Annotated in this window: 13 protein-coding genes; 6 read left to right on the top strand and 7 right to left on the bottom strand. The window is 63.1% G+C overall.

Going from position 1 to position 14,281, the window contains the following annotated elements:
* Positions 1 to 482 precede the first annotated feature (482 nt).
* From E1956_RS19255 to E1956_RS19245, 3 genes are all read right to left on the bottom strand, one after another.
* Positions 483 to 1,160: a hypothetical protein gene (locus E1956_RS19255; protein ID WP_134751990.1), complete on the bottom strand. Its 678-nt coding sequence runs from the start codon at positions 1,158 to 1,160 to the stop codon at positions 483 to 485.
* Positions 1,161 to 1,221: 61 nt separating this feature from the next.
* Complete coding sequence (locus tag E1956_RS19250) at positions 1,222 to 1,953, bottom strand: NAD(P)H-dependent oxidoreductase (protein WP_335930001.1); 732 nt, start codon at positions 1,951 to 1,953, stop codon at positions 1,222 to 1,224.
* Positions 1,954 to 2,133: 180 nt separating this feature from the next.
* Positions 2,134 to 3,615, bottom strand: coding sequence for a flavin monoamine oxidase family protein (locus E1956_RS19245; protein ID WP_134751986.1), 1,482 nt, complete (start codon positions 3,613 to 3,615; stop codon positions 2,134 to 2,136).
* 481 nt (positions 3,616 to 4,096) lie between these two features.
* On the opposite strand from E1956_RS19245, the gene E1956_RS19240 reads away from it, so the two are divergent.
* Both E1956_RS19240 and E1956_RS19235 read left to right on the top strand, forming a co-directional pair.
* Entirely contained in the window at positions 4,097 to 4,858 is a 762-nt protein-coding gene (locus tag E1956_RS19240; RefSeq protein ID WP_134751984.1) for a TetR/AcrR family transcriptional regulator, read from the top strand.
* A gap of 114 nt (positions 4,859 to 4,972) precedes the next feature.
* Positions 4,973 to 5,401: a DUF3293 domain-containing protein gene (locus E1956_RS19235; RefSeq protein WP_134751982.1), complete on the top strand. Its 429-nt coding sequence runs from the start codon at positions 4,973 to 4,975 to the stop codon at positions 5,399 to 5,401.
* A gap of 37 nt (positions 5,402 to 5,438) precedes the next feature.
* Here the strand turns inward: E1956_RS19235 and otnI are convergent, their stop codons facing one another.
* Both otnI and E1956_RS19225 read right to left on the bottom strand, forming a co-directional pair.
* The gene (otnI, locus tag E1956_RS19230; RefSeq protein ID WP_134751980.1) at positions 5,439 to 6,224 is read right to left on the bottom strand and encodes a 2-oxo-tetronate isomerase; all 786 of its coding nucleotides are present in this window, start codon (positions 6,222 to 6,224) and stop codon (positions 5,439 to 5,441) included.
* 91 nt (positions 6,225 to 6,315) lie between these two features.
* Positions 6,316 to 7,197 carry a LysR substrate-binding domain-containing protein gene (locus tag E1956_RS19225; protein ID WP_134751978.1) on the bottom strand — a complete coding sequence of 294 codons (882 nt, stop codon included), beginning with the start codon at positions 7,195 to 7,197 and terminating at the stop codon, positions 6,316 to 6,318.
* A 308-nt stretch (positions 7,198 to 7,505) separates the two neighbouring features.
* Between E1956_RS19225 and E1956_RS19220 the strand changes: the two genes are divergently transcribed.
* The 4 genes from E1956_RS19220 to E1956_RS19205 are packed head-to-tail and all read left to right on the top strand — an operon-like array spanning position 7,506 to position 11,908.
* A complete protein-coding gene (locus E1956_RS19220; RefSeq protein ID WP_134751976.1) occupies positions 7,506 to 7,724 on the top strand; it encodes a DUF3311 domain-containing protein in 219 nt (72 codons plus the stop codon).
* Positions 7,721 to 9,199: a sodium:solute symporter family protein gene (locus E1956_RS19215; protein ID WP_134751974.1), complete on the top strand. Its 1,479-nt coding sequence runs from the start codon at positions 7,721 to 7,723 to the stop codon at positions 9,197 to 9,199. Before E1956_RS19220 ends, E1956_RS19215 begins: the two co-directional genes overlap by 4 nt.
* Complete coding sequence (locus E1956_RS19210; RefSeq protein WP_134751972.1) at positions 9,196 to 10,413, top strand: amidohydrolase family protein; 1,218 nt, start codon at positions 9,196 to 9,198, stop codon at positions 10,411 to 10,413. The genes E1956_RS19215 and E1956_RS19210 overlap by 4 nt, the downstream gene beginning before the upstream one ends.
* 43 nt (positions 10,414 to 10,456) lie before the next feature.
* Entirely contained in the window at positions 10,457 to 11,908 is a 1,452-nt protein-coding gene (locus tag E1956_RS19205) for an amidohydrolase family protein (RefSeq protein WP_134751970.1), read from the top strand.
* Here the strand turns inward: E1956_RS19205 and E1956_RS19200 are convergent.
* Both E1956_RS19200 and E1956_RS19195 read right to left on the bottom strand, forming a co-directional pair.
* Entirely contained in the window at positions 11,905 to 12,753 is an 849-nt protein-coding gene (locus E1956_RS19200; RefSeq protein WP_134751968.1) for a bifunctional allantoicase/(S)-ureidoglycine aminohydrolase, read from the bottom strand. The genes E1956_RS19205 and E1956_RS19200 overlap by 4 nt on opposite strands.
* Before the next feature lie 86 nt (positions 12,754 to 12,839).
* Positions 12,840 to 14,057, bottom strand: coding sequence for an amidohydrolase family protein (locus tag E1956_RS19195; RefSeq protein ID WP_134751966.1), 1,218 nt, complete (start codon positions 14,055 to 14,057; stop codon positions 12,840 to 12,842).
* Positions 14,058 to 14,281: the final 224 nt, after the last annotated feature.

Genomic DNA, 14,281 nt, shown 5'->3' with positions numbered 1-14,281 from the left:
GCCAAATCGGCATACCCGCTCAGGGCCGGGGTTTGCGGTCCGTTAGCCAAACGAACCCGCATGAGGTGCGCGGGAACCGGCGAACGGCTGCCGATATTTTGACAGAGACAGCGAGCGCCTGTCGCGTTTCGGGGACGGGCAACGCCTGACTGGAGTCGAGCGTTTTGCGCAGCGTGACCGGGAAGGCGATACGCCATCCATGATCGACGCGTTCGATGCGGGCATTTCCGCACGACATCCCCACACGCAAGCGGAAATTCTCTGCGCGGAATCCCACTACCTCCGTATGCACCGGCTGACGCTGGAGCAGCATGAGTTATGCAACTTGCTGCGCCAAGCCAACATGCTCATAAGATATTCGCATCGGTTTCCACGCAGACTCGGTACAGGGCTCGGCATTTCGAATCTGGCATAACTTAAAACGTAGGAATGAAAATAATATAGGTGAAGAATAGAAATGTCGTGTTCTATGCTCGACCCCTCTACTTTCTCGATCGATGTAGCAATTGCCATCCGAACAGAATCATCCACAACGGAAGAAGCCCCACGACCGCCATTTCGATGCCATTTGTGAAAGCATCGAGTTCGCGAAAGAACCCGCACACGAAGTACACCCCTGCGAGTGAGCCGGTTACTCGCAGTAGTGTCGAGCCACCCCAACCGTCCTGCTTAAGCAGTCGGCCGATCATCATGGCCCAGAAGAAAAAGGCCGGCGCCTCGCTCCACCAGAGGCCTCGCTGCGCAACATGGACGACAGTCGCCCAGGAAATCGAAGCGATGGCCTTTTCGTCCAAGCCTCCAGCAATGTACAACTGCGACAACGGCTCGATCGTGGCCAACTGGACCACCGCGCCGCCTACGCCCATGGTGACGTAAAACACGAGCGCCATGGCTGCCATGTGACCGAAAGCTCCGGCCTTCTCACGAAAGGCATACCAAAGACCTCCACCTATGGCGACGAACGGCAAATAAAATCCGAACACGTCCGTGAGCATGGCCCAGCGGAACAGGTCGCGCGTCTGGGCCGGAAGCGCCAGCATCGTTGAACCACGGAACACCATCTCCGTGTCCGGGCCCGTGACCTTCGTCAGCAGACCAAAGGTCGCATAAACCAGAAGGCCCCCAATGACGGCGCTTAAGGCTGTGAAGCGGATGGCCATGAGCGAGCTTCTATCAGTTTGCATGTCTATTCCGGGAAAAAATGAGCACTGGCACAACACGTCAAGGTTTGCGCCGGTTAGATCTGTCTCTTGCCGCCTGTTCCGGGGTTAGCGGGTAAAGATGCTCATCGAATTCGTCGAGCGAACGGAATGAAAGCGTCTGGCGCGTTTGCCAGTTCCTCACGTCCTGGTCGAATCGCGCCAGAATTTCGGCCCGCTCTTTTTCGCTGATATAGGGCACGTGATAACCGAAGAACGGCTCGAGCACTTCGAATCCCACATAGGCCAGCGTGCCTCGAAGAAGGTGTGTCAGCATGATGTCGATTTCATCGTGCACGGCGTCCTTCCCGAACATATGCGGACGGCCCCCAAGCGTCGCGGTCACCCACGCGCGCTTGCCCTTCATTCCACCTCGATCGTAAAAGCGCATGCCGCCATAAAATTGGCCGGAAAGAAACACGCGGTCGATCCAGCCCTTCAGGATCGCGGGCGTCGAGAACCAGAAGATCGGAAAGTTCAGGACGACGAGATCCGCCCACAGAACGTTCTCTACCTCCTCCGTGATGTCGGGCGACAACGTTCCGCCGAGGCGTCCCGCTCGCTGCTCTTTTGCGTAGACCAAATACTCCGGATCCTCGCGCGTTTCAAAATCGGCCGAACTGGCAACGGGATTGAATCCCTTCGCATAGAGATCCGATGTACGCACCTCGTGTCCCGAGTCGAGCAAGACTTCCTGCGCAGCGCGAAACATCGATGAAGTGAACGATTGGGGCTCCGGATGCGCATGCACCACGAGCACCCGACGCCGCGCGCAGTCTTCCACAAGAGACATAATTTTCTCTATCAATAATTAACTAAGGATGACGAATTACTAAAATGACGATGAGACACCATTCATGCACCCCGCCTCCGTCTGCATTCTTATTAACAGGAACACAGGTGATGAATGTGCCTATATTTATGGCATCGTGATTTATTTCCGGTTCAGGAAGGCTTTGACGTCCTGGGCCACACGCGTCCCGCGCTCGATTGCGCCATCAATGGTGCCGGTCCAGCCACTTGCGCTGTCCGCACTTGCGAAGAAAACCGCGCCTTCGCGCTGTCGCAACGGCTCCATATCGCGGGTCAGTTGACCGGGCCGGTAGTAACACCATGTGCCTTGGGACCAGGGGTCGGCGGTCCATTGATAACCGGTCGTCGCCACGACATCGGCACCGGGCAGAATCTGCCGAAGCGCCGTCTGTACCGCGTCTTCGTCGTTGATGTCCAACCGTCCCGGAGGTCCGAACGATACGAGCAGCGTGCCGTCATCGCGCTCCTGCTCAGTCCAGGTCACCGCGATCGGGTTGGGGAAGGCGCCACATCCCATCCATTTCCCGATCTTTTGCTTGATGTGGATGTAGCACTTGGTCCCCTGCCCCGCGACCCCGGCTTTGGACGCTGCCAGTTTGGCTGGATTCAGACCCGGCCTGAAATCGATGCTCTTCAGGACGTTCGCCGGAACGGTACAGATCACGGCGCCGGCCGAGTAATGGGCGCCCGACGCGGTGGTGACGCTCACCTTCCCGCCCGCCTGCTCGACCCGCGCGACCGGTGTGGAAAGCATCACGTCCGCCCCACCGTCCGCGGCGATCGCATTCGCCAAGCCTGAAGTCCCTTGCTCGATCCGGTATTTGTTCACCCGCTCGAACAGCAGCCCCAAGTCGAATTCCGAAAGCGCCCAAAGTTTCAGTTGATCGGCCAGTCCTGCAGATGCGGGATCGCGATGGCAAAGGGTGGTCAACTGAGGCGAGATCAGATCGTGGACTTCCTGCTTGAAGCCCACGGCCGCCAGGCGGTCCTGCAAAGACAGGCCGTCATACTTTCGAACCTCGTCCGCGTGGAAGAGCGGGTCGTGCGGTCGCGGAAAGACCAGTCGTCCGCCGTAGCCATCGACGTCACAGAATTTCGCCATGGCATCGGCTAGCACGGGGAACACTTTTTCCGCATCGCCGCTCTTGATCTTGCCTCCAGAGAGCCAGGACACGTGCTCCAGACTCGCGCCCGGGCCGTCGACGATACCCATTCCATACCGCGTCATCTCATCCCAGACATGGGGCTGGCTCCAGTGAATCCAGGTGCCGCCCATTTCGAGGCGATGTCCCGCAAACGACGAGGTAAACGTCCGGCCGCCGATGCGCGCACGCGCCTCCAATAACAACGTTTTCATGCCACGCAACGCGCAATCGCGCGCGGCGGTGAGGCCAGCAAATCCTCCGCCGATAACGATCACGTCATATTGCGCACCCGATGCGATGGACTTCGACTCCGGCCCCGGGAGCGACGGCCGCTCGCCGGCCAATGCACGCCCGCCTTTCGCCAGGGTCGAGCTGGCTAGAGCGGTCGCTGCCAGCGCGGATCCTGCGCCCCGCATGAACGTACGCCGCCCTACTTTTACCGACTGCTCTTCTTTCATCTCATTCACCGTAATTATGTCAGTTGACCTAGTTGGCGTTATACACACCAGCGTTTTTGGTCGCAACTAAGGTTAAACCCTCATCTCGTTGCGATGGCGTAGCGGGTGGCATGCCTGAATTGGGTATAAGCCTATGATTTATTGATTAAATGCAATCTAAATGTGCTGCCTCGGAGTCAATCAATCCGTGAGCAAGAGGCTCAGAGAATCGGCCTTTCCGCGACATCTCCAGATTCGATTTTCTAGGTCCTGCGACCTAGATAAGCGTTTCCATCCGCAAAGCGAGGACGTGCCGACAACCTGCGGCGCGCTCTGGAAACATCGGTGAACGGTTTGCTCGGGCTGACACGAGCCCGTTGAGACCGAAAACGGGGCCGCAAAATCGCGTAGCGCAAGGGAGGCAAAACTCAGGAGGCGAGAATGTGGACAGCGCCTGGAACGCAATGCAGCCGCTTGCCAGAATGAGGTCATGTGACCGACAATGCATCACTACAAGCTTGAGCATGATGCTCACTGCTCGACTTGGGAAGCTAACCTCATGGCCGCGAAACCGACGACAGACGATAGTGGCAAGAAGAATGGCCACCAGGACGCACTGGCCGATCGACGCCCGGACGTGCCTGTGGAGCCTCAAGCCGGCGACACGAGTCGTTCGCTCACTGGGCGCGGACGCAATACTGTCGCTCGCATCCTTGCCAGTGCGATCGAGATTTTCGTGGCCGAGGGCTACGGTGGGCTTAGCATGCGCAAGGTGGCTGCCAATGCGGGTCTGGCGCTATCCAATTTGCAGCACTACTTCCCCACCCGCGAAGACCTGTTTGCGGCGATCATTGCCGAGACCATCGCGGAGTATTCGAGGAACTATGACAACCTTCGCACCGACTCGTCGCTGTCCCCCGAAGCGCGACTGGAAAAGCTGGTCCGCTTGCTGATTGAAGACGGCAAACAACCTCGAACCCAAAGCCTCTTTGTGAATTTTTGGGCGCTGGCTCAAACGCAGGAATTCGCGCGCAGGAGCATGGAGGAAGGGTATATGTTCCAGCGCCGCATGATCGGTGGATTTGTCGCTGACGTGAACCCTCAACTGACACCGCTCGTGTTGGCGCGCCGAGCCGCGCTCATAACGGGGCAAATCGAAGGGCTACTGGTATTGATCCCTCAGCGCAACCGATTTCCTTCGGACATCAAGGGCATCGAGGACGAGGCCGTGAAAGCGATCCTTGCAGTCGCCACCATGCCCTGAGGGATGGCCACCGAGCGATGGGGCCTGCAGCCAACGCGCTGCGCTTGAGGGCACCTGCCGCGCATTCTTGAGCGCCTTCTCGGGCAAGGTGGATCGCAAAAGACGGAGGTATTTGTGTTTTCAGACTCAAGCATTGCGCGCGACACGATCCAGGCGTACCTCGAGACGCACTACGAGGTATTGGGCGAGACGCCGGCAACGCTGCAGATCGGTCAATTCAATCCGGCGCTTGCCATACTGCATGATGCCCGCCACGTTGCCTGTAGCGCGTTCATTACCGCCTGCAATCCGTTCAGTCAGCGCCTCGACCCGCAAGCCAATGTTGCCCGGCAAGAAGAGCTCGCGCGCGAGCTCGAGGTGCTCGGCCTCGCCTGCGTCGAGGGCGTCGGGCAACATCCGTCGAATCAGTGGCCCGGCGAAGCGAGCTTTCTCGTGTTGGGCGTGACGCTCGACGCCGCAAAGGCGTTAGGCGAAAAGCACGGGCAGAACGCGATCGTCTGGTGCGGCGCCGATGCCGTACCGCACCTGATTCTCTTGCGCTGATCCGTGCGCTTTACATGCCGTCTCGAGGCAAAGTCGATCACTGCGCTTGCAGATACGGGCGCAGCCAGCCCAGCCCATCGGAGGTCGCCGCCTTCGGCCGGTATTCGCAGCCGATCCAGCCGTCGTAGCGAAGCGAATCGATCAGAGCAAACAGGTACGGATAGTTGAGCTCGCCCAGATCCGGTTCGTGCCGCTCCGGCACGCCGGCAATCTGGATATGGCCGATACCGGCGATGTCGCGTTTGAGCTTCATCGCGAGATCCCCTTCGACGATCTGGCAGTGGTAGCAGTCGAACTGCACGCGCAGGTTCGGCGCGCCCACTTCGCGGCAGATGGCCTGGGCGTCGTCCTGGCGGCTGAGGAAGTAGCCGGGCATGTCGCGCTGATTGATCGGCTCGATCAGGATCTGGATGCCGTCGCCGCGCGCGGCTTCGGCCGCCCACGCGAGATTGCTCAAATAGGTCTCGCGGTGCCGCGCGCGATCGCCGTCCGCGCCGATCAGGCCCGCCATCACGTGCAGCTTGTCGTTGCCAATCGTGCGTGCGTAGCCGAGCGCGGTCTCGATCGAGCGGCGGAACTCGTCCTCGCGGCCGGGAAGCGCGGCCATGCCCCGTTCGCCCGCGGCCCAGTCGCCGGGCGGCGCATTGAAGAGCGCCTGCACGAGGCCGCTGGCGTCGAGGCGCGAGCGGATCCCGGCGGCCGGGTGCTCATACGGAAAGAGGTACTCGACCGCGCGAAAGCCGTCACGAGCGGAAGCGGCGAAGCGGTCGAGGAACGGGTGCTCGTTGTACATCATGCTGAGATTCGCGGCGAAGCGCGGCATGGCATCAGCTCCGGTTAGAGAACAAAAAACTGCGCCGCGCGGCACACTCGTGCGCGGCGCCGGGAATCGTGACAGGGCAAACGGCGGGCCATCAGCGCCGCGGCCTGCCGATCATCCGCGACATCGCCCGCGCCAACTCCTTCACGACCGTGTCGGCGGTCGGTCGGTGCAGCAGCGCGATGTCCATGGTCTCGACCGAAGGCAGCCCGCTCTTTTGCGTGAGCACGACGTGGTCGGCCGTGACCGAGCGCGCCGGCAGCAGGCTGATGCCGAGCCCGTCGGCCACGGCCGCCTGGATGCCGCTCAGGCTCGAGCTGATGAAGCTCAGGCGCCAGCGGCGCCCGAGCCCTTCGATCGCGTTCGTCATGTCGTCGCGATAGAGGCCGCGCGGCGGGAACGCGACCAGCGGTATCGGGTCGAGCTGAAACGACGGATTCTTCGCGCTGTCGATCCAGCGCAGTTGCTCGGGCCAGCTGGCCACCGCCTCGCGGCTGTTGCGCCGGTGCTTCACGAGTGCGAGGTCGAGGTCGCCGCGGTCGTAGCTGCTGGCGATGTCGCGGCTCAGGCCGCTCGTGACTTCGAGCTTCACCTGCGGATGCTTGCGATTGAACGCCGCGAGCATATGGGTGGTCGGTCCGCCGACGAAGTCCTCCGGCACGCCCAGGCGCACCGTCAAGCCCACGGCCGCCCCCGCCAACGACTCGATCATTTCGTCGTTGAGCGCCAGCATCCGCCGCGCGTAGGCCAGCAGCGTCTCGCCGGCATCGGTCGGACGCACATCGCGGGCGCCGCGCTCGAGCAGCTTGTGCCCCGCCATGTCCTCCAGACGCTTCACTTTCTGGCTCACTGTCGACTGCGTCGAATGCAGGCGCGCCGAAGCCGCCGTGAACGTGCCGCAATCCGCCACCATGACGATCGCTTTGAGCAGGTCCAGATCGAATAGCGGTCGATGCCCCCTGATGGTGTTTTTCATCGGACCATTTGATTTTCGAATGAGATACCGCCTTCTATCACGCGGCACCGTGGCTGGCAATCGTGTACCGCCCTGCCTTGCATTTCCTGCGCAGCGGCGGCGCCGTGCAGCGCCTCGAGGGTGTCCCGGACCTATTCGATTTATCACTGAAATGCATTAGAACATTTAACTTTTGAATGGCGTGCGCAATCGCTAACATTTGAACGTTTCGATCCGGCTGAACGCCGGGATCAGTACATACATATAGAAGTCTGGAGACAGGAATGGCGCAAACGCAGTTGAGCAGGCCAGCGCGCAGGAAACCGGCAGTGAACCTTCGCGTTCTGCTGGCCGCGCTGCCTTTCGTTGGCATTTATTCGGGCGGCTCGCTCGCCACCCATATACCGATGCTGTTCGGCGTGCCCTTCCTGCTGGTCTGGAACTTGATCTGGATGGCGGGGACGGCCGCCATCCTCGCCTTCATCTATTACCTCGACAGCCGCGACGAAGCCGCCCGCGCGGGCGAGCAGACGGGAGGCGAGCAATGAATCCGGCGCTCATCATCATCGTCCTGTTCGCACTTTTCTCGCTCTTCATCGGGCTGCGCGCGCGGGGCGGCAAAAAGCTGAGCCTCGAGCAGTGGGCCGTCGGCGGCCGTGGCTTTGGCTCGCTCCTCACGTTCCTGCTGATGGCCGGCGAGGCCTTCTCGACGTTCACGTTTCTCGGCGCGAGCGGCTGGACCTACAGCAAGGGCGTGCCCGCGTTCTACATCCTTTCATATGGCTGTCTGGCCTATATGTTCGGCTACTGGATGCTGCCCGCCATCTGGCGCTTTGCGAAGGAGCGCGGGCTCGTCTCGTTCGCCGATTATTTCGCGGCAAAGTATGAAAGCCGCGCGGTCGGCGTGCTGGTCTCGGTCGTGGCCGTCTTCGCGATGGTGGCGCTGCTGATCATCCAGTTGCGCGGACTCGGCATTATCGTCTCCGAAATGTCGTACGGCCTGATTGCGGAAAACACCGCCATCTGGATCAGCGCGACGCTGATGGTGCTCTACATGAGCGTCTCCGGCATCCACGGCTCGGCGAGCATCGCGATCTTCAAGGACGTGCTGATCCTCGCCCTCGCGATCTTTCTCGGCACGTACTTGCCGATCCACTATTTCGGCGGCTACGGCGAGATGTTCGCGCGCATCAACGCCGTGCATCCCGAGCTGCTGCGCATGCCCGAGCACGGCTACAACCTGAGCTGGTACAACTCGACGCTGCTGCTCACGTCGCTCGGCTACTACCTCTATCCGCATGGCTTCACCGCGACCTACGTCGCGCGCGACGCCGCTGCGCTGCGCAAGAACACCGTGCTGATGCCCATCTATCAGGTGCTGATCGCCTTCCTGTTCATGGTGGGATTCGCGGCAGTCCTGACCGTGCACGGGCTCGAAGGCGCGCAGACCGATCTTGCATTGCTGCGGCTCGTCAAGCAGACCTTCCCGTCGTGGTTCGTCGGCATTGTCGGCGGCGCGGGCCTGCTCACGGCGCTCGTGCCGGGCTCGCTCATCATGCTCAACGCGTCGACGACGATCGCCCGCAACATCTATCGCGAAGGCTTCGCCCCACAGGCGAGCGACCGCCAGGTCGCCCGCGTCGCACGCATCGCGCTGCCCCTCTTCACGCTCGTCGTCGTGTACTTCGTGCTGCGCGGCGGCGCAACCTTCGTCTCGCTCGCGATCTTCTCGTCGAGCCTGCTCACGCAACTCGTGCCGATGCTCGCCTCGAGTTTCCTGAAGCGCCCGTTCGGCACGCGTGAAGCTGCGTTCGGCGGCATCTTCGCGGGCGCAATCGTGCTCGCGCTGGCAAACTGGCGTGGCATGACGCTCGCCTCGGTTTTCCCCGGCGCGCCGCTCGCTTTCACTTCCATTAACACGGGCCTCGTTGCATTGTTCGCCAATGCGCTGGTGTTCGTCCTCGTCAGCGCCGCGCAACGCGCACTGCGAGGCCCCATGGCCACTACCGTGGAATCGGCATGACTTCTGCTAACCGCCCTCTCCTCATTTCCCATGTTCGCTTGCCCGATGGCCACCCTGGCCATCATGGCCAGCCGGTGTCCGTCTCGGTCGTCGGTGGACGCATCGAGGCGATCGGCCCGAACGTAGCGGCGCCGCCCGATGCCCTCGTCGAAGACGGCGGCGGTGCGCTGCTGCTGCCCGGCTTCGTCGAAGGGCACACGCATCTCGACAAGACTCACTGGGGCCGCGACTGGTATGTCAACGAAGTCGGCCCGAATCTCACCGACCGCATCGCGAACGAACGCGAATTCCGCAAGAACGCCGGGCACGATGCCGGCGAGCAATCGCTCGCGCTATCGCGCGCGTTCCTGGCAGCCGGCACGACGCGCTTGCGCACGCACGTCGACGTGGACACCGATGCGGGCCTGCGCTACCTCGAAGGCGTGCTCGACACGCGCGACACGCTGGCCGACGTGCTCGACATGCAGATCGTCGCCTTTCCGCAGTCGGGCATGCTGATCCGTCCCGGCACCGACGAGCTGCTCGGCAACGCGCTCGCCGCCGGTGCCGACGTGCTCGGCGCGCTCGATCCCGCCTTGATCGACGGCGACCCGGTCGGGTCGCTCGATGCCACCTTCGCGCTGGCCGAGCGTTACGGCAAACCCATCGACATCCACCTGCACGAGCCGGGCGAGATTGGCGCGTTCACGCTGAAGCTGCTGCTCGATCGCGTGGAGGCCATGGGCATGCAGGGACAGGTCGTGGTGAGCCATGCCTTCTGCCTGGGCGCGCTGCCCGAACCTACGGCGCTGCTCGAACGCGTTGCGCGCCTGCGCGTGGCGCTGCTGACGAGCGCTCCGCCCTCGCGCACCGTGCCGCCGCTCAAGCGCTGCCGCGAGCTGGGCATCACGATCTTCGGCGGCAATGACGGCATACGCGATACGTGGTCGCCGTACGGCGTGCCGGACATGCTCGAGCGCGCAATGCTGATCGGCATGCGCTACGACCTGCGGCGCGACGACGATCTGGCGGTCGCGTTCGATTGCGTGAGCGCGGCGGCCGCGAGCGGCTGCGGCTTCGCCGATTACGGCCTGCGGGCCGGCGCGCGCGCCGACCTCGTGCTGGTAGATGCCCAAACGGTCGCGCACGCGGTGGTCGCGCGGCCGGCGCGCAAGCTGGTGGTAGCGAACGGGCACATCGTCGCGCGTAGTGGCGTGCTCGCCAACGGCGTGTAATGTGCCGGCTGACTCACGAAAAAGCATACGAAAGAGCATGGACATGGACAATCGGGAACGCGTTGACGTGCTGATCGCGCATGGCTGCGTGATCACGCTTGACCCCACGCGCCGCGTGATTGACGACGGCGCGGTAGCGGTCAAGGGCGATCGCATCGTCGCGGTCGGCAAGACCGACGAACTCAGCGCAAAGTATTCTGCAGAGCGTACGATCGACGCGCGCCGCAAGGCCGTGCTGCCGGGCTTCATCGACGCGCACGCGCATGCGGGCCACGCGATGCTGCGCACCATCGGCGGCGCGGACGGCGACGCGTGGACCGATGCCTGCGAGGCCATCTATACGCAGGCATCGGACGAAGACTTCTGGGAGACGGAATCGCACCTCGCCGCACTCGAACGCCTGAAGGCCGGCGTGACGACGGGCGTCTCGCTGCTCGGCGGCGGCGATTCGATCATGCGCGTAGACGATCCCGTCTACGCGCGGCGCCATTGCGATGCCGTGGTGAAAACGGGCACGCGTTCGATGGTCGCGGTCGGTCCTTCGCGCCCCCCCTCGCCGCGCGCCTATACGCGCCACGATTCAAGCGGCAGCACGACGCGCGATGTCGATTTCGATCAGATGTACGAAGTGTGCAAAGCGATCGTCGATACCTGCCACGGCGACGCAAACGGGCGTATCCATATCGCGCTGACACTGCCCGTTTTTGCGCCGCAGCATTACCCGGCGCACGCGCAATGGGAAGACGTGGCGCGCCACGAGGCGGCCCGCTATATGGCGCTGGCGCAGTCGCGCGCGCTGAGCTTCACGCAGGACGGTCATCGCGCCGGTTCGCTGGAGTTCGCACACCGCGAGCTGGGGCTCATGAATGCGAAGTCGTTCATGTCGCACGCCATCGACCTCACCGAAGCGGACATTGCCGCGTGCGTGGAATCGGGCGCCTCGATCGTCCACAACCCGAGCGCGATCATGTCGATCATCGGGCGCTGCCCGGTGCCGGAGCTGATCGATGCGGGCGTCACGGTGGCGATCGGCTCGGACGCCGCCGCGCCCGACCGCGGCTACGACATGTTCCGCCACATGTGGCAGTGCATGCACTATCACCGCCGGCACTTCCGCGATCCGGACGTGCTGCCGCATGGCAAGGCGCTGGAGATGGTCACGATCGACGCCGCCAAGGCGTTGTCGCTCGATGGGGAAATTGGTTCGCTCGAGGCGGGCAAACTGGCCGACATCATCCTCGTCGACCTGTTCAAGCCGCATCTGATGCCGATGAACATGCCTGTCTATCGCGTCACGTGCTTCGCGAATGCCGCGGACGTGTGCATGACGATGGTGGGCGGCCGGATCCTGATGGAGGACTACCGCGTGCTGTCCGTGGATGAAGCTCAGATTCTGGAACGGGTAGAGGCCGCTGCGCAGCGCATGCTCGAGCGCAGCGGCCTGCGTCACCTGCTGGAGATGCCGGCGACGCTGTGGCGGGGTAGCCGCTATTAAGCCGTGCGCTTCGGCTGTTGGCCGAGCGTGAGCTTCACCGTGCGGTTCACATCCTTGTACAGCAGGTAACGGAAGCGCGACGGGCCGCCCGCATAGCAGGCCTGCGGGCAGAACGCGCGCAGCCACATGAAGTCGCCGGCTTCGACTTCCACCCAATCCTGGTTCAGGCGGTAGACGGCCTTGCCTTCGAGCACATAGAGGCCGTGCTCCATCACGTGCGTTTCCGCGAACGGAATCACGCCGCCCGGCTCGAACGTGACGATGTTCACGTGCATGTCGTGGCGCATGTCGCTCATGTCGACAAAGCGCGTCGTGACCCAGCGGCCTTCGGTGCCGGGCATCGGGATCGGCTCGATGTCCTGCTCGTTCGTGACGAACGCTTCGGGCATCGGCACGCCGTCAACCGCTTCGTAGTGCTTGCGCAGCCAGTGGAAACTTGCCACGTTGCCGCTGCGGTTGTGCAGCGTCCAGTTCGTGCGCGGCGGAATGAAGGCGTAGCCGCCCGGCACGAGCTTGTGCTCGACGCCGTTGAGCTTGAGCTCGAGCTCGCCGTCGACCACGAAGATCACGCCTTCAGCGAGGTCGTCGAGTTCGGGACGATCGCTGCCGCCGCCCGGGCTCACTTCCACGATGTACTGCGAGAACGTTTCGGCGAAGCCGGTCAGCGGACGCGCGAGCACCCACAGGCGAGTCTTGTCCCAGAACGGCAGGTAGCTCGTGACGATGTCGCGAATGACGCCTTTCGGAATGACCGCATACGCTTCGGTGAACATTGCGCGATCGGTCAGCAATTCGGTCTGGGCCGGATGGCCGCCTTTCGGCGCATAGTAAGAACTGGATGACATGCTTGACGCTCCGTGAGGATTTGATGTCACAACTTCAAAGGCGAGGCCGCGCGCGGACATCGCGCGCGCGAAGGCGCTCGGGATAGTTAGCCGCGCGGGCCGGATGCGGCCTGCGTGGGTTCGAAGCTCATGCGGGCGGTGTCGCCCCAGAATTGCCCGCGGCGAACGATGACGCGTTCGGCGGGCGCGGCTGCAACGGTAGCCGCCGCGTTCGGTGCCTTGAAGATCAGGAACGAGGCCTCGTTACCCGGCTTCAGGCCGTAGTCGCGCTTGCCGATCACGGCCGCGCCGGCTTCGGTCGCCATGTCCAGCGCGACCAGCAGCGCTTCGTCGGTATAGAAGCCGGAGCGGTAGCCGAGCAGCATGGCGCGCTGCAGCATGTCGCCGTTGCCGTACGGCCACCAGGCGTCCTGAATGTTGTCGTTGCCGCTGAACACGCGCACGCCGGCCGCGCGGAGCTGGAGAATCGGCGGAAAGGCGCGGTCGCCGGGGGCATTCGTCATGATCGACACGCCGGCCGCGGCAAGCGCGTCGGCGATGCGCGCCACCGAGTCCGGACCGACGTCGCCGAGCGCATAGGCGTGGCTCACCGCCACCCGGCCCTGCAGACCGGCTGCCTGAGTGCGTACCGCGATGCGATGCAGTTGCTCGATGCCTTGCTCGCCGGGTTCGTGCAGATGAATGTCGATCTTGACGCCGCGCTTTTGCGCAATGCCGAAGACGATATCGAGCTGGCCCTCGGCGTCGCCGTCGAGCGTGCTCGGGTCGATGCCGCCGACGACGTCGGCGCCTTCGCGCGCGGCTGCGTCGAGCACCTCGGCCGTGCCGGGGCACGACACGACGCCGGCCTGCGGGAAGGCAACAAGCTCGACGTCCATGATGCCGCGCCATTTTTCGCGCGCTTCCATCACGGCGTGAAGGTGGGTCAGGCCGGTTGTGGCGTCCACGTCGACGTGGCTGCGCATGGCCATGGTGCCGAACGAGGCCACCTGGCGGATCAGCGCGTCGGCGCGCGCGGCAATGGGCGCCGCGCTGGCCAGTGCTGCTTTTTCGTCGGCGAGGCGCTCGCGCAGCGTCGCCGCGACGCGATGGGGGCGCCAGCGGTCGCCGACGAAGCTCTTGTCGAGATGGATGTGGCCGTCGACGAAACCCGGCAGCACGAGGTGCCCCTGGAGGTCGATGACTTCGGCGCTGCCGGTCTCGGGGCGCTCCTTGCCGAGGGTGACCAGGCGTCCGTCGCGTACGGTGAGATTCAGGGACTGGCCGTCAGCGCCCACGGCGTTGACGAATACGCGATCGAACATGACTGTGTCTCGGCAAATCAGGCCCCACTCAACGCGTTCCAGTCTGCGTTGCGCTCGCTGCGCGGCGTGGGCCTATGGGGGATAGATGTCAACACCATATCGGACGGCGGCGTTATCGGCAAATTAAATGTTGGAATGTCCATCATTCATTTTCCAAATGGTTTGCCACAGGGCAGACACCTCGCCAGCGAATCCCCACATACCGCATCTGCGGCCCGATGGCT

This window comes from Paraburkholderia pallida, assembly GCF_004524855.1.
Lineage (GTDB): Bacteria > Pseudomonadota > Gammaproteobacteria > Burkholderiales > Burkholderiaceae > Paraburkholderia > Paraburkholderia oxyphila.
The sequence above is the reverse complement of the archived record's forward strand: the minus strand, read 5'-3'. Positions and strand labels throughout refer to the sequence as shown.

What these genes read in the sequence shown, in the direction of transcription:
- E1956_RS19205 (WP_134751970.1), top strand. Translation starts at nt 10,457, where the DNA reads ATGGACAATCGGGAACGCGTTGACGTGCTGATCGCGCATGGCTGCGTG.
- otnI (WP_134751980.1), bottom strand. Translation starts at nt 6,224, where the DNA reads ATGCCGCGCTTCGCCGCGAATCTCAGCATGATGTACAACGAGCACCCG.
- E1956_RS19245 (WP_134751986.1), bottom strand. Translation starts at nt 3,615, where the DNA reads ATGAAAGAAGAGCAGTCGGTAAAAGTAGGGCGGCGTACGTTCATGCGG.
- E1956_RS19200 (WP_134751968.1), bottom strand. Translation starts at nt 12,753, where the DNA reads ATGTCATCCAGTTCTTACTATGCGCCGAAAGGCGGCCATCCGGCCCAG.
- E1956_RS19225 (WP_134751978.1), bottom strand. Translation starts at nt 7,197, where the DNA reads ATGAAAAACACCATCAGGGGGCATCGACCGCTATTCGATCTGGACCTG.
- E1956_RS19195 (WP_134751966.1), bottom strand. Translation starts at nt 14,057, where the DNA reads ATGTTCGATCGCGTATTCGTCAACGCCGTGGGCGCTGACGGCCAGTCC.
- E1956_RS19240 (WP_134751984.1), top strand. Translation starts at nt 4,097, where the DNA reads ATGCATCACTACAAGCTTGAGCATGATGCTCACTGCTCGACTTGGGAA.
- E1956_RS19215 (WP_134751974.1), top strand. Translation starts at nt 7,721, where the DNA reads ATGAATCCGGCGCTCATCATCATCGTCCTGTTCGCACTTTTCTCGCTC.
- E1956_RS19255 (WP_134751990.1), bottom strand. Translation starts at nt 1,160, where the DNA reads ATGGCCATCCGCTTCACAGCCTTAAGCGCCGTCATTGGGGGCCTTCTG.
- E1956_RS19210 (WP_134751972.1), top strand. Translation starts at nt 9,196, where the DNA reads ATGACTTCTGCTAACCGCCCTCTCCTCATTTCCCATGTTCGCTTGCCC.